At 60.8% G+C, this 19,118-nt stretch carries 15 protein-coding genes, 1 pseudogene and 1 riboswitch; of the genes and pseudogenes, 8 read left to right on the top strand and 8 right to left on the bottom strand.

Annotation, left to right across the window (positions count from 1 at the left end; all coding sequences use genetic code 11):
* Positions 1 to 5 precede the first annotated feature (5 nt).
* Positions 6 to 839: an EamA family transporter gene (locus ACZ9H3_RS17520; RefSeq protein ID WP_099773381.1), complete on the bottom strand. Its 834-nt coding sequence runs from the start codon at positions 837 to 839 to the stop codon at positions 6 to 8.
* Positions 840 to 1,923: 1,084 nt separating this feature from the next.
* Here ACZ9H3_RS17520 and ACZ9H3_RS17515 point away from each other — a divergent pair.
* Positions 1,924 to 2,232, top strand: a complete 309-nt coding sequence (locus tag ACZ9H3_RS17515; RefSeq protein WP_476221718.1) for a DUF3077 domain-containing protein — start codon at positions 1,924 to 1,926, stop codon at positions 2,230 to 2,232.
* A gap of 31 nt (positions 2,233 to 2,263) precedes the next feature.
* On the opposite strand, the gene ACZ9H3_RS17510 is transcribed toward ACZ9H3_RS17515, so the two are convergent.
* Entirely contained in the window at positions 2,264 to 2,662 is a 399-nt protein-coding gene (locus ACZ9H3_RS17510) for an acyl-CoA thioesterase (RefSeq protein WP_065761755.1), read from the bottom strand.
* A gap of 183 nt (positions 2,663 to 2,845) precedes the next feature.
* Positions 2,846 to 2,951: riboswitch (S-adenosyl-L-homocysteine riboswitch) on the top strand.
* Positions 2,952 to 2,972: 21 nt separating this feature from the next.
* Here ACZ9H3_RS17510 and ahcY point away from each other — a divergent pair.
* The 5 genes from ahcY to ACZ9H3_RS17485 all read left to right on the top strand — a co-directional run bounded on the left by ahcY (position 2,973) and on the right by ACZ9H3_RS17485 (position 9,488).
* The gene (ahcY, locus tag ACZ9H3_RS17505) at positions 2,973 to 4,382 is read left to right on the top strand and encodes an adenosylhomocysteinase (RefSeq protein WP_476221717.1); all 1,410 of its coding nucleotides are present in this window, start codon (positions 2,973 to 2,975) and stop codon (positions 4,380 to 4,382) included.
* A 95-nt stretch (positions 4,383 to 4,477) separates the two neighbouring features.
* The gene (metF, locus tag ACZ9H3_RS17500) at positions 4,478 to 5,323 is read left to right on the top strand and encodes a methylenetetrahydrofolate reductase [NAD(P)H] (protein WP_099773379.1); all 846 of its coding nucleotides are present in this window, start codon (positions 4,478 to 4,480) and stop codon (positions 5,321 to 5,323) included.
* Positions 5,324 to 5,453: 130 nt separating this feature from the next.
* Positions 5,454 to 6,530 (top strand): hypothetical protein, encoded by a 1,077-nt coding sequence (locus ACZ9H3_RS17495; RefSeq protein ID WP_476221716.1) that lies wholly within the window; start codon positions 5,454 to 5,456, stop codon positions 6,528 to 6,530.
* Between the two features lie 54 nt (positions 6,531 to 6,584).
* Entirely contained in the window at positions 6,585 to 7,352 is a 768-nt protein-coding gene (locus ACZ9H3_RS17490; RefSeq protein WP_476221714.1) for a substrate-binding periplasmic protein, read from the top strand.
* Positions 7,353 to 7,592: 240 nt separating this feature from the next.
* On the top strand, positions 7,593 to 9,488 hold the full coding sequence (locus ACZ9H3_RS17485) for an RNA helicase RhlE2 (RefSeq protein ID WP_102052699.1): 1,896 nt from the start codon (positions 7,593 to 7,595) through the stop codon (positions 9,486 to 9,488).
* A 61-nt stretch (positions 9,489 to 9,549) separates the two neighbouring features.
* Here ACZ9H3_RS17485 and ACZ9H3_RS17480 read toward each other — a convergent pair whose 3' ends face one another.
* The 3 genes from ACZ9H3_RS17480 to ACZ9H3_RS17470 all read right to left on the bottom strand — a co-directional run bounded on the left by ACZ9H3_RS17480 (position 9,550) and on the right by ACZ9H3_RS17470 (position 12,727).
* A complete protein-coding gene (locus ACZ9H3_RS17480) occupies positions 9,550 to 10,128 on the bottom strand; it encodes a YceI family protein (RefSeq protein ID WP_099773375.1) in 579 nt (192 codons plus the stop codon).
* Positions 10,129 to 10,162: 34 nt separating this feature from the next.
* Positions 10,163 to 10,714 carry a cytochrome b gene (locus tag ACZ9H3_RS17475; protein WP_102052698.1) on the bottom strand — a complete coding sequence of 184 codons (552 nt, stop codon included), beginning with the start codon at positions 10,712 to 10,714 and terminating at the stop codon, positions 10,163 to 10,165.
* Between the two features lie 246 nt (positions 10,715 to 10,960).
* The gene (locus tag ACZ9H3_RS17470) at positions 10,961 to 12,727 is read right to left on the bottom strand and encodes a flavin monoamine oxidase family protein (RefSeq protein ID WP_476221710.1); all 1,767 of its coding nucleotides are present in this window, start codon (positions 12,725 to 12,727) and stop codon (positions 10,961 to 10,963) included.
* A 191-nt stretch (positions 12,728 to 12,918) separates the two neighbouring features.
* Here ACZ9H3_RS17470 and ACZ9H3_RS17465 point away from each other — a divergent pair, with 191 nt between their 5' ends.
* Positions 12,919 to 14,325 (top strand): adenosylmethionine--8-amino-7-oxononanoate transaminase, encoded by a 1,407-nt coding sequence (locus ACZ9H3_RS17465; protein ID WP_065761324.1) that lies wholly within the window; start codon positions 12,919 to 12,921, stop codon positions 14,323 to 14,325.
* A gap of 79 nt (positions 14,326 to 14,404) precedes the next feature.
* Positions 14,405 to 15,124, top strand: coding sequence for a 16S rRNA (uracil(1498)-N(3))-methyltransferase (locus ACZ9H3_RS17460; RefSeq protein ID WP_476221708.1), 720 nt, complete (start codon positions 14,405 to 14,407; stop codon positions 15,122 to 15,124).
* On the opposite strand, the gene trhA is transcribed toward ACZ9H3_RS17460, so the two are convergent.
* From trhA to ACZ9H3_RS17445, 3 genes and pseudogenes are all read right to left on the bottom strand, one after another.
* Positions 15,121 to 15,738 (bottom strand): PAQR family membrane homeostasis protein TrhA, encoded by a 618-nt coding sequence (gene trhA / locus ACZ9H3_RS17455; protein ID WP_065761334.1) that lies wholly within the window; start codon positions 15,736 to 15,738, stop codon positions 15,121 to 15,123. The genes ACZ9H3_RS17460 and trhA overlap by 4 nt on opposite strands.
* 54 nt (positions 15,739 to 15,792) lie before the next feature.
* Positions 15,793 to 16,261: pseudogene (locus ACZ9H3_RS17450) on the bottom strand (chemotaxis protein CheW).
* On the bottom strand, positions 16,254 to 19,046 hold the full coding sequence (locus tag ACZ9H3_RS17445; protein ID WP_476222789.1) for a response regulator: 2,793 nt from the start codon (positions 19,044 to 19,046) through the stop codon (positions 16,254 to 16,256). Before ACZ9H3_RS17445 ends, ACZ9H3_RS17450 begins: the two are co-directional and overlap by 8 nt.
* Positions 19,047 to 19,118: the final 72 nt, after the last annotated feature.

Genomic DNA, 19,118 nt, shown 5'->3' with positions numbered 1-19,118 from the left:
TCGGGTCAGAGTTTCATGATCAGCATGCCGATCAAGACCAGCGCACAAGCTAAGAGCCTAGGCCCGCCAAAAGGTTCTTTCAGGTAGCGCATGCCAAACAGCACCACCAGAATCACACTGACCTCTCGCAAAGCCGCCGCCTCTGCCACCGAACCCAATTGCATGGCCCAAAGCACCAAGGCATAGCTGAACAACACACAGAACCCAACGGCCAGGCCGAGCCGCCATTGCTCTCGCCAGAACAAGACGTAGGGCGCACGACGAGCCACGGCGGCCAACACCGGGAAAGGCCAGGCACTGATCAGGGTCAACCAGACCAGATAGTCCAGCGGCTGCGACCACAGCTTGATCGCCGTACCGTCCAGCCAGGTGTAGCAACCGATGCACAGGCCGATCAAGGCAACCACCGGCAGCATCGACCACGGCAGACGGTCACCGCCGCCACCCTGCCAGAGCAGGCAGGCCATGCCGCACGGGATCAGCAGAATACCAATGATCTGCTGAGTGCTCAGCGACTCGCCAGCAAAGGTCAGGGTGAGCGCCAGCACCACCAAGGGCGACAAACCACGCATCAGCGGATAGACCAGGCCGAGGTCGCCCACCCGGTAGGCTTGAATCAACAGAAAACGGTAAAGCAACTCGAACAGTGCCGAGGCCAACATCCAGGGCCAGACCTCAGCCGGCGGCACCTGCACGAAGGCCACCATGACCAGCGCAAACAGCAATGCCACCGCATCCATACTGGCGATCACCAACAGGCGCTCGCCACTGAACTTGATCAGGGTATTCCAGGTTGCATGGAGCACCGCCGCAAGCAGTACCAGAGTCGTTGCCAGCACGTATCAGTTCCTTGGCAGGTCTTGGAAAAGCCATCACTGGCCATCTGCCCACCATACTAACCGCTTCTTGGTGAGGCACTGATGTGCAAGCCACGACACGTTCCAATAACTTCGCAGGCAAGCCAGCTCCAACAGGGCTGCCGCTCATCTTGTAGGAGCCGGGCTTGCCCGCGATGGTGTCGGCGCGGTGCCAGTGAGATCGCGGCGTTTGCGTCGCAGGCAAGCCAGCTCCAACAGGGCTGTAGCTCATCTTGTAGGAGCCGGGCTTGCCCGCGATGGCGTCGGCGCGGTACCAGTGAGTTCGCGGCGCGTGCATCGCAGGCAAGCCAGCTCCAACAGGGCTGCAGCTCATCGTGTAGGAGCCGGGCTTGCCCGCGATGGCGTCGGCGCGGTGCCAGTGAGTTCACGGTGTTTGTATCGCATGCCTGCAGTTCATCTTGTAGGAGCGGGCTTGCCCGCGATGGCGTCGGCGCGGTGTCAGTGAGTTCGCGGCGCTTGTATCGCAGGCAAGCCAGCTCCCACCGGGCCCCGGTCAAACCGTGTGGCAGGCTTGCCCGCGATGACGTCGGCGCGGTGCCAGTGAGTTCGCGGTGTTTGTATCGCATGCCTGCAGTTCATCTTGTAGGAGCGGGCTTGCCCGCGATGGCGTCGGCGCGGTGCCAGTGATTTCGCGGCGTTTGTATCGCAGGCAAGCCAGCGCCTACAGGGTTGCAGTTCATTTTGTTGTAGGAAAGCACCGAAAATGCGCCGCCGTGACAGGGCACTCTGGCTGCCGAGGGGTCCTAGGACATATCCTACGAATTCTGTCGTTTCAGGGATGATTGCTCCCCGGGAAACTCGCCACTAGGCTCGGTAGGTCGCTGACACATCAGCGATCGGGTTTGGCGACCCGGGAGAAATTACTGAATCCTCATTGCGAGGCTGTCGCGGGCAACCGCTCAGCACCACTCGTTATGGCGGCTGTGCGCGGGAGGGCTTAGGCCCTGCCGGGTTTACTAATTTACCGGTTCGCCAACCCGCGTACTGCTGCCACCCATTCGTTTGGCGACGATATGTGGCGGCTCCACCAAATTAGAGATCGACCATGAAAAAAATCGTTCCCGATCCACCCGAATTCCACGAACTCAAAACCACCGAGAAACCATTCGGCCTGTGCGATGCCGGGCACCCTCAGCTCTTTGCGGTGCGCTCGGGCATCAGTGTCGAGGACGCACTGGTGCATGCCTCGCTGTACCTGAAGTGCGCCAGCCAGACCGGCCCGCTCATGGTTGAGTATTGCAAGGAGCCGGGCCGTGGTTTTGCCCAATCGACCCTGCATTCAGTGGAAATGGCCAAAGGCATCATCGATTCGCTGCTCGACAGCCTGGAAAGCCGCTACACGCAGCCCTCCTGAGGCCTTACGGTCGAGCCGCCAGCATGAGTGCTTACTTGACCTCGGTGTCGAACTGATCCTTCATGTACTTGATTTCGGTGCGCCCGTGCGGTGCCGGCAAGCCGTCCTCACCAAGGTTGACGAAGACCATCTTGTCTACGGTGAGGATGCTCTTGCGGGTAATCTTGTTGCGCACTTCACACTTGAGGGTAATGGAGGTGCGGCCAAACTCGGTCGCGGTGATACCCAGCTCGATGATGTCGCCCTGGCGCGAAGCACTGACGAAGTTGATCTCCGACATGTACTTGGTCACCACACGCTGGTTGCCCAACTGGACGATAGCGTAGATCGCCGCTTCCTCGTCGATCCAGCGCAGCAGGCTGCCGCCGAACAGGGTGCCGTTAGGGTTGAGATCTTCAGGCTTTACCCATTTGCGAGTGTGGAAATTCATCTGTACTCCTGACCTTGCTTACCAATCGATGCCGCTAATCATGGCAGAGCCAGCGCACCGGCTCCATTTAACCTCGACTATGGTCTCGATTAATCGACAGAAAGCCTTGGGTAGGAGCCTCGGCATGGCTATAATCGCCATCGTTTCATAACGGTCATCTGCACTTGATACCGTTCCCGCCACCCATCCGAGGGGCGCTGCAGCAGGTTCATCCTGTCAGGCTCGGATGGGGCGTTGTCCTGCAAGGCTTGCCTGCAGACACTAAAACGCACAACGGCGCCCATTCGCACCTTACGAATGGAGGCTCTCAATGAGCGCTGTAAACACGCCTGCAGGTTTTACCGATTTTAAAGTTGCTGACATCTCCCTGGCCGCCTGGGGCCGCCGCGAGGTAATCATCGCCGAATCGGAAATGCCTGCACTGATGGGCCTGCGCCGCAAGTACCTGGAAGAGCAACCGCTCAAAGGTGCCAAGATTCTCGGCTGCATCCACATGACCATTCAGACTGCCGTGCTGATCGAAACCCTGGTTGCCCTGGGTGCCGAGGTACGTTGGTCGTCCTGCAACATTTTCTCCACTCAGGACCAGGCTGCCGCTGCCATCGCTGCTGCCGGCATCCCTGTATTCGCCTGGAAAGGCGAGACTGAAGAAGAGTACGAGTGGTGCATCGAGCAGACCATCCTCAAGGACGGTCAGCCATGGGACGCCAACATGGTGCTGGACGACGGTGGTGACCTGACCGAAATCCTGCACAAGAAATACCCGGCCATGCTGGAAAAAATCCACGGTGTGACCGAAGAAACCACCACCGGCGTACACCGCCTGCTCGACATGCTGGCCAAGGGCGAACTGAAAGTCCCGGCCATCAACGTCAACGACTCGGTCACCAAGAGCAAGAACGACAACAAGTACGGCTGCCGTCACAGCCTGAACGATGCGATCAAGCGCGGCACCGACCACCTGCTGTCGGGCAAGCAAGCCCTGGTCATCGGCTACGGTGACGTGGGCAAGGGTTCGGCCCAGTCCCTGCGTCAGGAAGGCATGATCGTCAAGGTCACCGAAGTCGACCCGATCTGCGCCATGCAAGCCTGCATGGACGGTTTCGAACTGGTTTCGCCATTCAAGGGCGGCATCAACACCGGTGCCGAAGCCTGCATCGACAGCGACCTGCTGGGCAAGATCGACCTGATCGTTACCACCACCGGTAACGTCAACGTCTGCGACGCCAACATGCTCAAGGCCCTGAAGAAGCGCGCCGTGGTGTGCAACATCGGCCACTTCGATAACGAAATCGATACCGCGTTCATGCGCAAGAACTGGGCATGGGAAGAGGTCAAGCCGCAGGTGCACAAGGTACACCGCACCGGCCACGGCGACTTCGACCCACAGAACGACGACTACCTGATCCTGCTGGCCGAAGGCCGCCTGGTAAACCTGGGCAACGCCACCGGTCACCCAAGCCGCATCATGGACGGTTCGTTCGCCAACCAGGTCCTGGCCCAGATCTTCCTGTTCCAACAGCAGTTCGCCAACCTGTCGCCAGCCGAGAAAGCCGAGCGCCTGACCGTTGAAGTGCTGCCGAAGAAGCTCGACGAAGAAGTCGCCCTGGAAATGGTCCGCGGCTTCGGCGGTGTGGTCACTCAACTGACCCAGCAGCAGGCCGAGTACATCGGCGTGTCCGTCGAAGGTCCGTTCAAGCCACACGCCTATCGCTACTGATGGGCCAAAGCCGGTGCCGCTCTCAAGCGTCACCGGCTTTTTCTTGAGCCGCACCGTTTGGGCGGCTTGCTTGATCGGTTTACCAGGATTTCGCCATGTCTCAGGAACGTCGCTACAGCTTCGAGTTCTTCCCGACCAAGACCGATGCTGGACATGAAAAACTGCTCGCCACTGCCCGTCAGCTGGCTACCTACAACCCTGACTTTTTCTCCTGCACCTACGGTGCCGGTGGCTCGACCCGCGACCGCACGCTCAACACCGTGCTGCAGCTGGAGAGCGAAGTAAAAGTCCCTGCCGCCCCGCACTTGTCATGCGTTGGCGACAGCACAAACGACCTGCGCACCCTGCTCGCCCAGTACAAAGCTGCGGGCATCAAGCGCATCGTTGCCCTGCGCGGCGACCTGCCGTCCGGCATGGGCATGGCCAGCGGCGAGTTGCGTCACGCCAATGACCTGGTTGAGTTCATTCGCAAGGAAAGTGGCGATCACTTCCACATCGAAGTCGCTGCTTACCCTGAAATGCACCCGCAAGCGCGCAACTTCGAGGACGACCTCGCCAACTTTGCACGCAAGGTCCAGGCGGGTGCGGACAGCGCCATCACCCAGTACTTCTTCAACGCCGACAGCTACTTCTACTTCGTCGAGCGCGTGCAGCAACTGGGCGTCGATATCCCTGTAGTGCCGGGCATCATGCCCATCACCAACTACAGCAAGCTGGCACGCTTCTCCGACGCCTGCGGCGCCGAGATTCCACGCTGGATCCGCAAGCAGCTGGAAGCCTATGGCGACGACGCGAAGAGCATCCAGGCCTTCGGCGAAGAAGTGATTACCCGCATGTGCGAGCAACTGCTGCAAGGCGGCGCACCGGGCCTGCACTTCTACACCCTGAACCAAGCCGAACCAAGCCTGGCAATCTGGAACAACCTCAAGCTGCCACGCTGACCGAAGCGGCGTTCGCGCCGCTTTCCAGTGCACTGCACGCTCGCGATTATTTGAACTTGAAGGTGCTCTAGCCTAGGCTAGGGCACCTTTGTGCTTTTCTCTATTGGACTATTGGACTGTCACCCTGCCTATGTCTCTAGCTTCTCAACGACCGCAACTGGTTTACCTGGTGTTCGGTGCCCCCACATACCACCAGGAAGCCCAGTTCAGTATTGCCAGCGCCTTGACCAATCTGCGCAAGACACCTGGCGAAGCTATTGATATACAGGTTTTCAGTGATGACCCTGAGCCATACCGTCACCTGCCCGTTACGGTCCACACACTGGATGCAGAAACCCGCACGCAGTGGAACCAGCCCCATGGTTATCATTTCCGCAGCAAACATGTCGTGCTGCGTCAGGTGCTGGAGCAGCATGAACTGGCGCTGCTGATCGACACCGATACGTTCTTCCATCGTTCTCCGATTGAACTGTTTCGACGCATAGCACCGGGTACCTTGCTGTGTAATGCCATAGGCGGCCACTACGGCGATGACCCCAAAGCGCCACTGTATGAGGCACTCGCCACGGTACTGCGCAACCGCGATCTGGCAGACGACCAGATGCCGCTGCTGAACTCAGGGGTGATGGGCTTGCACTGTAGCGACGCAGCACTGCTTGATCGCTCGATCGCCTACATGGATGAGTTCTACCTGCAAGCCAAAGGCGCCTATACGCTGGAAGAGTTCTGCCTGGCAGTGGCGGCTTACCGCTCAATGAAGGTCAACGAATGCCCTGACCTGATCCATCACTATTGGAGCCGCAAGCAACTGTTCAGGGCCAAGATCCAGGCATGGCTGCGCAAGCACGGCGACGCACCACTCAGCCCTGAAGCCATGGCCGACATACCGCATGTCAACGCAAAGCTGCCACGGCCACCCACACTGCAACGCATGCTGTACAAGACCGTGAGCCTCGCACTGCCCGAACAGCAACGCCAGTTCCTCCGTGAACTGCTGTATGGCTGCTATGCCTACCCCAACGAGTTCGACCGCGCCTGCGGTTCAGCCTGGTGGGACAAGGCCCTGGAGAACGTCCAGGCGCGCCTTGGCCGAACATTGACCCGCGAACAGTTGATGAGCTGGCTGCAGCAACCGGCGCTGCGTCTGGCACTGGGCAAACAGCACCCAAGCGTTCAACAGCACCTGCTGCTGAAGCTGCAGGACTGAATCCAGACGCAGTCACCACTGGTCATCCTGAACCGGTCGTCGTACTCTGCCGACATGTTCGATTTCGCCCGTCTACTGACAGCGCTGTTTCTAGCTTGCCTGAGCACTTTCGCCCTGGGCGAAAAGCTGCGTATTGTTACCGACCCTTGGCCGCCCTATGCCTACCAGGAAGGAGAGCAGATCAAGGGGATCGACTACGAGGTGACGGCCGAAGTCTTCAGGCGCCTGGGTGTCGAGGTGGAGTGGCAGTTCCTGCCCTGGAAGCGCTGCCTGAACATGCTGGAACAGGGGCAGGCAGACGGCGTACTGGATATTTTCCAGACCCGTCAGCGTGACAGCCTGCTGTTTTACCCCAGCGAACCGCTGTCGACCGTCGAGTTCGCGCTGTTCTATGCCAAGGCCCGCCCGCACGTGGTGAACAACCTGGACGACCTCAAGGGGCTTACTGTCGGCACTTCGCCCGGCTACACCTACGACCCGACCTTCACGGAGTCAACCGCGTTCAACCGCGAGCCCGCCCCCAGCCACGAGGCCAACTTCGGCAAACTGCAACTTGGCCGTATTGACCTGCTGATCACTGATCGTCGGGTCGGCCGCTACCTGATTGCCAACCTGGGCCTGGAGCAGGAAGTCGGTGAGCTGCCCTTGGTCGTCAGCCAACAGCATCAGTACCTCGCCGTACGTCGAAATGTCGGCATGGACCTGCTGGCTCAACGCTTCGCGGCTGAGCTACGGCGCTTCAAGACGGAGCCTGCCTATGCCGCGCTGTCAGCCCGTTATGACAGTGCCGCAATAAAAAATCAGCCCGCCGTTGAGCAGTAGGAACGCAGCACTCACTGAATGCTCTGTTATACTCGGGCATTCCCGCCAGGCTTACGCCCGGACGCTCGACCTTGAAACAGCCATCCTGACCGGTAAAACCGCGCGTTTAGACACCCGCTCGCCGCTCCCGGATGCACATTGAAGGCCAAGCAGGACCGGACGCGATAGCATCTGCAGATGCCCGTCGCGCCAGGCAAGATCATCCCAATGGGCTCAGCCCCCACTAGAACAGGATTTCTCATGTCCTTTGCTTCCCTCGGTCTCTCCGAGGCTCTAGTCCGCGCTATCGAGGCTGCGGGCTATACCCAGCCCACTCCGGTGCAACAGCGGGCGATTCCCGCCGTGTTGCAAGGTCGCGACCTGATGGTGGCGGCGCAGACAGGTACTGGCAAAACCGGCGGTTTCGCACTGCCAATCCTTGAACGCCTGTTTCCCGGCGGCCACCCCGACAAATCCCAGCGTCACGGCCCGCGCCAACCACGTGTTCTGGTGCTGACGCCAACCCGTGAACTGGCCGCACAGGTACACGACAGCTTCAAAACCTATGCCCGTGACCTGAATTTCATCAGCGCGTGCATCTTCGGTGGTGTTGGCATGAACCCGCAGGTGCAAGCCATGGCCCGCGGTGTCGATGTACTGGTGGCCTGCCCTGGCCGCCTGCTGGACCTCGCCGGTCAAGGCAGCGTCGACCTGTCGCACGTCGAAACCCTGGTGTTGGACGAAGCCGACCGCATGCTCGACATGGGCTTCATCCACGATGTGAAGAAGGTCCTGGCCCGCTTGCCGGCCAAGCGCCAGAACCTGCTGTTCTCGGCCACCTTCTCCAAAGACATCACCGACCTCGCCGACAAGCTCCTGCACAACCCGGAGCGTATCGAGGTCACCCCGCCGAACACTACCGTCGAGCGGATCGAGCAGCGGGTCTATCGCCTGCCGGCCGGCCACAAGCGTGCGCTGCTGGCCCACTTGATCACCGTCGGCGCCTGGGAACAGGTACTGGTCTTCACCCGCACCAAGCATGGCGCCAACCGCCTGGCCGAGTACCTGGAGAAGCACGGCCTGACCGCCGCCGCCATCCATGGCAACAAGAGCCAGAATGCCCGAACCAAAGCCTTGGCCGACTTCAAGGCCGGCACTGTACGGGTCATGGTTGCCACCGACATCGCCGCGCGCGGCCTGGACATCGATCAACTGCCTCACGTAGTCAACTTCGAGCTGCCGAACGTTGAAGAGGACTACGTACACCGCATCGGCCGTACCGGTCGTGCTGGTCGCTCGGGCGAGGCCATCTCGCTGGTCGCACCCGACGAAGAGAAACTGCTCAAGAGCATCGAGCGCGTTACCCGCCAGAAAATCGCCGACGGCGACCTGATGGGCTTTGATGCTTCGGCCATTGAGGCCGAGAAACCCGAAACCCGCGAGCGTCCACAAAACACCCCACGCACTGGCCGTGGCCAGCGTGCCGATGGCACCAACACCGGCAGCGGTGGCCGCAAGGACAAGGGTAAGGATAAAGGCAAGGAAAAGGACAAGGCCGGCGAGAAGTCCGCTGAAAAGGCCGCTGGTGGACGCCAGGAACGCAAGCCACGCGACAAGAAACCGCGCCCGGCTCAAGCCGCTGGCCAATCGGCTATTCCTCCAGTGCCCGCCAACCGCGATCCGGAAGAATTCCTGGACGACGAAGTCGATAATTTTGGCAACCGTGCCGACTACGTCAGCCCTTACCAGAACAAGGGTGGCCAGGGCCGCAACCGTCGCCCAGGCGCTCCAGCCAACAGCAACGGCGGGGCTGCCCAGCCACGCGGTGGCCAGGGCCGTAGCAACAACCCTCGTAGCGGTGGTGCAGCCAATGCAGGCGCCAACGGCGAGAAGCGTGGCGGTGCACGTAACGGTGCGGGCTCGGGTGGCCGTGACGGCCAGCCACGCCGTGACGGTGCCAACCGCAACCGTCGCCCTGCCCGCGAAGAGTCTTCGCGCCAGGAACCGGCCGTACGCAACCCTCGTGAAGGTCAGCCGCAACCGAAGATCATCCACAAGGAATCCAAAGTGGATCGCTTCCCGACCGCCGAGCAGTTGGAACAACTGCCAAGCCGTCCACGTGGCGAAAAACCGGCGCTGCTGACGCGTAACCGCTGATTCAGACGCCAACAAAAACGCCGCCCCATGGGGCGGCGTTTTTGTTGGTGCAGTAACCCGATTACTTCTGCTTCACGCCTTCCAGCGAGATGTCCAGGTCCAGGGTCTGCGAAGCTGGGCCCGGGCCCTTGATGCCGAAATCGTTCAGGTTCAGCGTAGTGGTGGCATTGAAGCCAGCACGCTCGCCGCCCCATGGGTCTTTGCCTTCGCCGTTGAAGGTTGCCTTGAACACTACCGGCTTGGTCACGCCGTGCAGGGTCAGGTCACCCGCGACATCAGCAGTTTTTTCACCGGTCGACTTGACGCTGGTAGAGACGAACTTGGCATCAGGGAATTTGCTGACGTCGAGGAAGTCCTTGCTGCGGATGTGCTTGTCACGCTCGGCATGGTTGCTGTCGAGGCTGGCGGTTTTCAGGTCAACGGCAATTTTGCTGGCTTCTGGCTTGGCGCTGTCCCAGCTGAAGGTACCGTCAAAGTCCTTGAAGGTGCCATGGATGAAACTGTAGCCAAGGTGGCTGATTTTCCAGTCGACGAAAGCGTGCTGGCCTTCTTTGTCGATTTTGTAATCAGCAGCCATGGCCTGACCAGCCGACAGCAGTGCAGTACCAAGCGCCAGTGCGGCAAAAGTCTTTTTCAACATGCGTCTGTATCCTTTTTGCAGGTTAGGTTGAACATCAAGCTTTGCGGCCCAGCATGCGGACAAGGGTCGCGTCACGGTCTATAAAGTGGTGTTTAAACGCCGCCAGGGCATGCAAACCGGCAAAGATCACCACGCCCCATGCCACGTAGAAGTGGATTTCGCCGGCAAGGTCTGCCTGATCAGGCAGATTGCTGAGCAATGCAGGGACCTCAAACAGGCCGAATACCGGAATGCCCACGCCATCCGCGGTGGAGATCAGGTAGCCACTGATCAGAACAGCGAACAGGCCCAGATAGAGGAGACTGTGGCCAGCCTTGGCAGAAACCCGGGTAAATGTGCTGTAACTGGCCAACGTCGGCGGTGGCGGGCTGACAAAGCGCCAAATGACCCTTAGCAACATGATCGCCAACACAGTCAAGCCGATACTCTTGTGCAGATCGGGCGCGGTGTGACGCCAGGCGCTGTAGTAATCAAGGCCGACCATCCATAGGCCCAGGCCGAACAGGCCGAACACTGCCAATGCCACGCCCCAGTGCATGACAACACTGACCAAGCCATAGCGAGAAGATGAGTTTCGCAACTGCATTGCCGAATTTCCCTGTAAGAACTGTTGCCAAGACTAACGAGTTATCTATCGAATTAAAGCGGAAAATTTCGCTTTGAAATATCGAGAAAAACGATTGTTAGCGTGGAACGCTGGCATTAAGGAAAGATTAACGCTAGGCACTAGCGCTAATGGCAACGGGCGTGGAGAGGCATCAGAACGAGGCCGGCATGGGGATTGCCGGCAAGGCCGGCTCTTGAACGAGCCGGCCGCTACATCGGTAACAGGCTACTGAGCGCTGGCCTGAGTGTTGGTGGTCTTTTTCTTCACGGGCTCAGCCTTGGCAGCGTTTTTTTTCACCGGTGCCGGCTTGGCTGCTGTCTTCTTGGCTACCGGCTTCTTCGACGGCGTAGCCTTGGCAGGGGCAGCCTTGGCGGGCGCAACCTTGGCCGGTTCCTCTTTCGCTACAGGAGCCACAGGCGGCGCCACTGGGGCAGGTGCAGCCACTGGAGCCGGCGCTGGAGCAGCCTGCACAGCCTTCACCGCAGGTGGTGCTGCCGGTTTGTCAGCGCCACCGAACAGACGCGAGAAGAAGCCTGGCTTGCTCTCCTTGGCCGCAACGGCGCCTGCCGTTGCAGCTGCAGCGCCAACGGCTGCGGCTTTAAGCGGGTCGACGGTTTTACCCGCAGCCAGGTCCTGTACCTGGTTGGCCGCGCGCTGACCGCTGCGCAGGGCACCTTCGAGCGTGCCGGGGTACAGCGCATCGGTGTGTTCGCCCGCGAAGGCGATGCGCTGCATAGGACGCTCCCACAGGCGCCAGTACTTGCTGATCTGCCCCGGACCAAACGCCAGGTAGGAGCCGCCAGTACCCGCGTCGGTGCTGTAACGACGCACCTCATAGCCGGTAAACGCCCCTCGCGCCTGTGGATAAAACGCGTGCAGGCGGATCAACACCTGATCGACCATCTGTTTGTCGCCGAACGCCTGAAGCAGGCGAGCGTTGTCACCCGACAGGTTGATCACCACGTTGGCACCGCCCTTCAGCGCAGGCTCGATCCAGAGCATGCCAAGGCCGGTGTTGCTGTAGATTTCACCGGACATCCGCGCACGGCTTTCCCAGACTGGCGTTTTGAACTTCAGCATCAGCTGATCGCGCCAGCCGTAGTTGGTGCCCTTGATCGCCGCCAGGTGCAGGTTGTCCAGGCCCGGCGTCATTTGGATCTTGGCCAACGCCCGCAATGGCACGGCCAAGACCACGTAATCCGCCTGGTAACCGACACTGCCAACCTTGACGGTAACACCGTCTTTATCTTGGCTGATCGCCGTGACCGGCGAACTGGTCTTGATGGTTTTCAGCTGTTTGACGAACGCCTGGGCCAATACCGGGCTGCCGCCAGGCAGGCGGGCGGCACGCAGGTCACGGTCGTTGACGCCACGGTAGACTCGATTCTGCTGGGCGAAATACAACAGCGACAGGCGCGATGGTTCGTCATAACGGGTACGGATCTGCTGGTTGATCAACTGCCGCGCGGTAGTCGGCAGTTGCAGTTTGTCCAGCCAGGTGGCGACGTTCATCTGATCCAGGGCGAACAGGGTGCTATTGCCCGCCGGGTTTTCCGGGTCGTTGATCGAACGGGCCAGGTCGTCGAGGGTTTTCTCATAACGCTTGATGGCCTCGGCGGTGGCCGGCTGCTTGGTGGCCAGGTCAGCGGCGCTGAAGTACTCGCCGTCGATCAGATAGCCCGGTGTACGAACGAACTCAGGCGCCGGCAGGGTGCTGAGCTTGAAGGTGTCCAGGTACTTGTTGAGGATCGGCTGTGCCTTGCTGTTGCCAATCCACTCGCTGGTGGCCAGGCCTGAACGCCCACCCATGCTGGGTTTGGCTTCCAGCAAGGTCACCTGCCAGCCCTTGATTTGCAATTCATAGGCAGCGGTCAGGCCCGCCAGGCCACCGCCGACGACAATCGCCGTCGGCTGCTTGGCGGCCGCCAATGCCCCCGTACTGAACAGCCCAATCATTACTAACGCGCACGCGCGCAGCCAACCAGCAGACATTTGGCGAACTCCGGATCAAAGGCAGATAGAAGTGGGGGGTGAACACCCCAAGAAAGCTGCGTGAAGGATACGCCAGCATTGTCGGCCTCGCCAGCGAGCCGGGGCAGGATCACGCACTATGGGTTGTTCTCCTCCAGCGCTTTGCATAGGCTTGCGCGCATACCCGAATACGCATCGCCAGGAGAGAGCCGATGGGCCTGAATCAACAGTGGATGCAACGTGACCTCAAGGTCCTGTGGCACCCCTGCACCCAGATGAAAGACCACGAGCAACTGCCGCTGATCCCGATCAAGCGCGGCGAAGGCGTCTGGCTCGAAGATTTTGAAGGCAAACGCTACCTGGATGCGGTCAGTTCCTGGTGGGTGAATGTGTTTGGCCATGCCAACCCACGCATCAACCAGCGCATCAAGGATCAGGTCGATCAACTTGAGCACGTGATTCTGGCCGGTTTCAGTCATCAACCGGTCATCGAACTTTCAGAGCGCCTGGTCAAGCTCACGCCTGACGGACTCAATCGGTGTTTTTACGCCGATAATGGGTCTTCCTGCATCGAAGTCGCACTGAAAATGAGCTTTCACTACTGGCTAAACCAAGGCCAGCCGGAGAAAAAGCGCTTCGTCACCCTGAGCAACAGCTACCACGGCGAAACCATCGCGGCCATGTCGGTCGGTGACGTCCCGCTGTTCACCGAAACCTACAAGGCGCTGTTGCTCGATACGATCAAAGTACCAAGCCCAGACTGCTATTTGCGCCCAGAAGGGGTCAGTTGGGAGGCGCATTCGCGCACGATGTTCGCGGCCATGGAACAGACCCTGGCCGAACACCATGCGACCATCGCGGCAGTCATTGTCGAGCCCTTGATTCAGGGTGCCGGTGGCATGCGCATGTACCATCCGGTGTACCTCAAGCTGTTGCGCGAAGCCTGTGACCGCTACGGGGTTCACCTGATCCACGACGAGATCGCCGTAGGCTTCGGCCGTACCGGAACGATGTTCGCGTGCGAGCAGGCAGGCATCCGGCCAGATTTCCTCTGCTTGTCCAAGGCCCTGACCGGCGGCTATCTGCCGCTGGCCGCCTGCCTGACCACCGATCAGGTGTACAACGCGTTCTACGACGATTACCCGACCCTGCGCGCGTTCCTTCATTCGCACAGCTATACCGGCAACCCGCTGGCCTGCGCGGCGGCCCTGGCGACTCTGGATATCTTCGAGCAAGACAACGTCATCGAGAACAACAAGGCCCTGGCCCAGCGCATGGCCAGCGCCACGGCACACCTGGCCGATCATCCGCATGTGGCCGAAGTGCGCCAGACGGGCATGACCCTGGCCATCGAAATGGTTCAGGACAAGGCCAGCAAGACGCCTTACCCGTGGCAGGAGCGGCGCGGCCTGAAAGTCTTCGAGCACGCGCTCAGCCGCGGCGCACTGCTGCGCCCACTGGGCAGCGTGGTGTACTTCCTGCCGCCGTATGTCATCACCCCGGAACAAATCGATTTCCTTGCCGAAGTCGCCAGTGAAGGCATCGACCTCGCCACGCGTGACAGCCTGAGCGTTGCCGTGCCCAGTAACTTCCACCCTGACTTCCGCGATCCGGGCTAGCGCACACCCTGGGGGCCGGCCCTACCGGCCTTCGGGGGTGAGCAATGCGCCAATCGCCCGTTTTGATTCAGAGACCGACATGAGACTGTCCCGTTTTTTCATTGATGCCCCGCTGAGCCTTGGCGAGCATGACCTGCCTGAAGCCCAGGCCCATTACATCGGCCGCGTACTGCGCATGGCCACTGGCGACGCTGTACAGCTGTTTGACGGCAGCGGCCAGGAATACCTTGGCGAGTTGCTGGAAGTCGGCAAGAAAAACGTGCGCGTGGTGCTCAGCGAAACCCTGCCGGGCCAAGCCGAGTCGATGCTGCACGTCCATCTGGGCCAAGGCCTGTCACGCGGCGAGCGGATGGACTGGGCAATCCAGAAGGCCACCGAGCTGGGTGCCAACGAAATCACCCCGATTGTCAGCGAGCGCTGTGAAGTCCGCCTCAAGGACGAGCGCGCCGACAAGCGCCTGGCCCATTGGCGCCAGGTAGCGATCAGCGCCTGCGAACAGTGCGGTCGCTCACGCCTGCCGGTCATTCATGCCCCTATGCTGCTGGCCGACTGGCTCAAGCAACGCGACGAAACGCTGAAGCTGGTCCTGCATCCGGTCGCCGAGCCAATGGTCAGCCACGCCAGACCCGAGCACCTGGCCTTCTTGATCGGCCCCGAAGGCGGCCTCTCGGAGGCGGAAGTCGGACAGGCCAAGAGCACCGGGTTCCACGCCGCCCGCCTGGGCCCAAGGGTACTGCGCACGGAAACCGCACCCGTGGTAGCACTGGCCGTTGCCCAACAACTGTGGGGTGATTTCTAAAGCACGTAGAAAAACACCGCGACAAAATGCATCAGGCTGCCGGCGATCACGAACAGATGCCAAATGCCATGCCAATGGCGAAAGCGGCTGTCATAGGCAAAAAAGATGATCCCGATGGTGTAGAACGCCCCACCACCGGCCAGCCAGGCAAACCCCGCAGTGCCCAGGCTGGCCAGTAGCGGCTTGACCGCGACCAGCACGATCCATCCCATCACCGCGTAGATGACGATCGACATCACCCGCGCCTCGGAGCGCGGTTTGATTTCCTGCAGCATACCGATCACTGCCAGCCCCCAGACGGTGCCAAACAAGCTCCAGCCCCAGGGGCCACGCAAACTGACCAGGCAGAATGGCGTGTAACTGCCCGCAATCAGCAGGTAGATCGACAGATGATCAAGCTTGCGCATGACCGTTTTGGCCTTGCCGCGTACGCTGTGATAGAGCGTGGAGATGCTGTACAGCAACAGCAAGGTGAAGCCGTAGATCGTCAGGCTGACAATTTTCCAGGGGTCGCCTTGCAGTACGGCAATCCCTATCAGCCATGTCGCGCCGACAGCGGCCAGTAGCGCGCCGACGAGGTGGGTCCATGCATTGAAGCGTTCACCATGGTACATGTGGCGCTGTCCTCCAAGGTCCTCTTGCAGGCTCATGCTACACAGGCATTCGCCTCAAACCACCCCCGCCTCTAGTAGTAGACGCTCCAAGGCGACCAGATCCGGCACCCGCGCCACCAACTCACCGACCTGTACGGCCGCCAACTCCAGCGGGGCCAACGGCACATCAACGTAGTTGAGCTGGCTGTCCAGCTTGCAGGAGCGCGGGATACCCTGCACCAGCAACGCCATGAAGCGCAGGCGGCCTGTCGCCCAGCGAGTTGAGCACGACGATCCGTGCCCGCTCGCCCACCTGTGTTGAGCCGCCACACGCGGCCTCGAAACTGATCAGAGGCAAGCGCTGATTGCGCCAGTCGATCCACCCCAGGTGCCAGTCGAAACCCTCCAACACCTGCATGCCAGGACGATAGCCAATCAGCTCGGCCACCGCGACGTTCGGCAACACCAGGCAGCGATCACTCAGCGGCAGTAGCAGACCGGTCAGGCTGCTACGCCCCCCGTTGCGGACGGGTTGTTCAAGCATTGTGCGTACTCCACTGGGCAATACTCTGCAGCAGCACCGACTCTTGATACGGCTTGCCCATGTATTCATTCACGCCAATGGCCATCGCCCGGTCACGGTGCTTCTGCCCGGTACGCGACGTGATCATGATGATCGGCAGGTCCTTGAGCCGCGGGTCCTGGCGAACCCGGGTCGCGACCTCGAAGCCATCCATGCGCGGCATTTCGATGTCGAGCAAGACCACGTCCGGGCGGTGCTCCTGCAACAACGCCATGGCGTCGACGCCATCCTTGGCGGTCAAGACGTTCATGCCGTGGCGCTCAAGCAGGCGCCCAGTGACCTTGCGCACGGTCACCGAGTCATCCACGACCAACACCAGCGGTGGGCGCATGACGGTACGCTCGGCCAACGTATGCAGTGAGCCACGCTCGGCACTTGGCTGTTGGGCGGGGCGCGACTGCTGCGCGCGCAACTGGGCGAGCAAGTCGAGAATCAGCACCACTCGCCCATCCCCCAGGATGGTCGCCCCGGACAGCCCTTGAACCGAAGCGAACTGCGGCCCCAGGCTCTTGACCACGATCTCGCGGCTGGCGGACAGGGCATCGACCTGAACCGCAAACTGCTGTTCTTGAGAATGCACCAACAGCACGGGCAGGGGCAGGGTCTGGCCGAGCAAGCGAGGTGGCGGCAGATCTTCCAGAAGCCCCCCAAGGTAGTGCAGTTCATAACGGTGCCCGGCGTACTCATAACGCGGAGGATCCAGCTGGTAACAGGCTTCGAGCTCGGCCGGAGGCACCCGAACGATACCCTCGATGGTGTTCAGCGGGATCGCATACTGCTCATCGCTACTGTGCACCATCAACGCCCGGTTGACCGACACGGTAAACGGCAAGCGAATCAGAAAGCGCGCACCTTTGCCCGGGATCGAGTCAATGATCATCGACCCGCCCAGTTGCTTGACCTCCTCATGCACCACATCCATCCCCAGCCCTCGCCCGGAGATCTGGGTGATTTTTTCAGCGGTGGAGAACCCTGGCTGCAAAATGAACTGCATGACCTCGTGATCACTGATCTCGGCGGCCGGGTCCAGCAGCCCGCGCTTGATGGCCTTGCGGCGCACGGCCTCCAACGACACACCGGCACCGTCGTCCGACATCTCAATGACGATATCGGCGCCTTCATGCAGCAGGTTCAAGGCAATCAGCCCCTGCTCCGGCTTGCCTGCGGCAAGGCGCACCTCCCGGGGCTCCAGGCCATGGTCGACTGCGTTGCGCAACATGTGTTCCAACGGTGCGACCATGCGCTCAAGCACGCTGCGATCCAACTCGCCTTCGGCATTGCCAACCACTAGCTCGACCTGTTTGCCCAACTCGCTGGCGACCTGGCGAACCACTCGCTGCAGGCGCGGTACCATGCGCTCGAACGGCACCATGCGCGTACTCATCAGGCCTTCCTGCAGGTCGGTATTCACCCGTGCCTGCTGCTGCAACAGGGCCTGCGCCTCGTGGGCGCGTACGCTCAAGGTCTCTTTCAGGTCGAGCAGGTCCGAAGCCGACTCAAACAACGCACGGGACAACTGCTGCAATTGCGAGTGACGGTCCATTTCCAGCGGGTCGAACTCTTCATAACCCAGCGGCTCACCTTCGCTCGGCTGCGCACCGAGCGCGCGGCCCTGGGTTTCGCTGTCGAGCCGACGCAACAGGTCTCGCATCCGCTCCAGCGTGGTTTCCATTTCACCCAGGGCCGTTTGCGCGTCATTCACCTGCTGCTCGATACGCCCGCGAATGATGGAATTCTCACCGGCGAGGTTGCCCAGGTCGTCGAGCAGTTCAGCAGCCACTTTCACCTGGTCAGCCGCCGGCCGTTCAGGTGTCGGGGCAGGCGCCTCGGCCACCACGCTGTCGCTTTGTGGTTGGCTTTCGCTGACCGCAGCACTGGTGAAATTACGGATGTAGTCGATCAGTGCGGTGGGGGCAGGCAGCGGTTGCTGCAGGCGCACTGCATCGAGCATGTGTGCCAGACGGTCATGGCAGTTCTGCAGCAGGCTGAACAGCGCCGCACTGGGCTGAAGCTGACCGGCGGCCAACTGCTCAAACAGAAACTCCAGCTCATGGGCGAGGTCGCCAATCGGTGCGATCTCGACCATCCGCGCGCCCCCTTTCAGGGTGTGCAGATCGCGTAACAGGTTCTCCACTTCCAGCGTATTGCGTGGCTCAGCCTGCCAGCGCAACAAGGCTGCCCCAGAGCTTTCGACGATATCGAAACCTTCCTCCAGGAAAATCTCCAGCAGCTCCTTGTCGCCCTCTTCTGCCGGCTTCTGTGTCACCGGCTGAACCGGCGCAGGCCCGGCGTCCTCCTGGCGGAACTCACGCAAGGCCGTGAGCGCGTCAAGCGCCGATAGCGGCATCTGGCCCTGTTGTAATTGGTCGAGCATCCGGGCCAACAATGCGTGACTGTCGAGCAGCAGTTCAAACAGCGCTGGCGATGCATTGAAGCGCCGATCCACCAGGCCCTCATAGAAGCTTTCGAGTGCCTGGGCCAGTTCGGCTACGGCACTGACGCCAGCCATTTGGGCGCCACCGTTGAGGGTATGCCAATCGCGCTGCAGCGATGACAGCGCGGCGCTGTTCTCCGGCTCGACACGCCAACGTGCCAGGGTTTGATCAGCCCCCTCGAGAATATCCACGGCCTCTTCGAGGAACAATTGCACCAGCGTTTCGTCGGGTAACTGCTCGGCCAGGGCCGCCGTCGCCTCGCCCAACTCATGCACCTGCGACTGCCCGCCGGCGCTACGAACCAGGCCCATGGCGGCAGGGTCCAGCCCCTCCTCCAACAGTTCACGCAAGGCGCGCAGGTGCTCAGGGCTGGCCTGAACTTC

The sequence above is a fragment of the Pseudomonas sp. TE3910 genome (assembly GCF_056279025.1).
The sequence above is the reverse complement of the archived record's forward strand: the minus strand, read 5'-3'. Positions and strand labels throughout refer to the sequence as shown.

Excerpts from the sequence above, each read along its gene's own strand:
- ACZ9H3_RS17515 (WP_476221718.1), top strand. The coding sequence starts at position 1,924 with ATGAAAAAAATCGTTCCCGATCCACCCGAATTCCACGAACTCAAAACC.
- ACZ9H3_RS17510 (WP_065761755.1), bottom strand. The coding sequence starts at position 2,662 with ATGAATTTCCACACTCGCAAATGGGTAAAGCCTGAAGATCTCAACCCT.
- ahcY (WP_476221717.1), top strand. The coding sequence starts at position 2,973 with ATGAGCGCTGTAAACACGCCTGCAGGTTTTACCGATTTTAAAGTTGCT.
- metF (WP_099773379.1), top strand. The coding sequence starts at position 4,478 with ATGTCTCAGGAACGTCGCTACAGCTTCGAGTTCTTCCCGACCAAGACC.
- ACZ9H3_RS17495 (WP_476221716.1), top strand. The coding sequence starts at position 5,454 with ATGTCTCTAGCTTCTCAACGACCGCAACTGGTTTACCTGGTGTTCGGT.
- ACZ9H3_RS17490 (WP_476221714.1), top strand. The coding sequence starts at position 6,585 with ATGTTCGATTTCGCCCGTCTACTGACAGCGCTGTTTCTAGCTTGCCTG.
- ACZ9H3_RS17485 (WP_102052699.1), top strand. The coding sequence starts at position 7,593 with ATGTCCTTTGCTTCCCTCGGTCTCTCCGAGGCTCTAGTCCGCGCTATC.
- ACZ9H3_RS17480 (WP_099773375.1), bottom strand. The coding sequence starts at position 10,128 with ATGTTGAAAAAGACTTTTGCCGCACTGGCGCTTGGTACTGCACTGCTG.
- ACZ9H3_RS17475 (WP_102052698.1), bottom strand. The coding sequence starts at position 10,714 with ATGCAGTTGCGAAACTCATCTTCTCGCTATGGCTTGGTCAGTGTTGTC.
- ACZ9H3_RS17470 (WP_476221710.1), bottom strand. The coding sequence starts at position 12,727 with ATGTCTGCTGGTTGGCTGCGCGCGTGCGCGTTAGTAATGATTGGGCTG.
- ACZ9H3_RS17465 (WP_065761324.1), top strand. The coding sequence starts at position 12,919 with ATGGGCCTGAATCAACAGTGGATGCAACGTGACCTCAAGGTCCTGTGG.
- ACZ9H3_RS17460 (WP_476221708.1), top strand. The coding sequence starts at position 14,405 with ATGAGACTGTCCCGTTTTTTCATTGATGCCCCGCTGAGCCTTGGCGAG.
- trhA (WP_065761334.1), bottom strand. The coding sequence starts at position 15,738 with ATGTACCATGGTGAACGCTTCAATGCATGGACCCACCTCGTCGGCGCG.
- ACZ9H3_RS17445 (WP_476222789.1), bottom strand. The coding sequence starts at position 19,046 with ATGGGCCTGGTTCGTAGCGCCGGCGGGCAGTCGCAGGTGCATGAGTTG.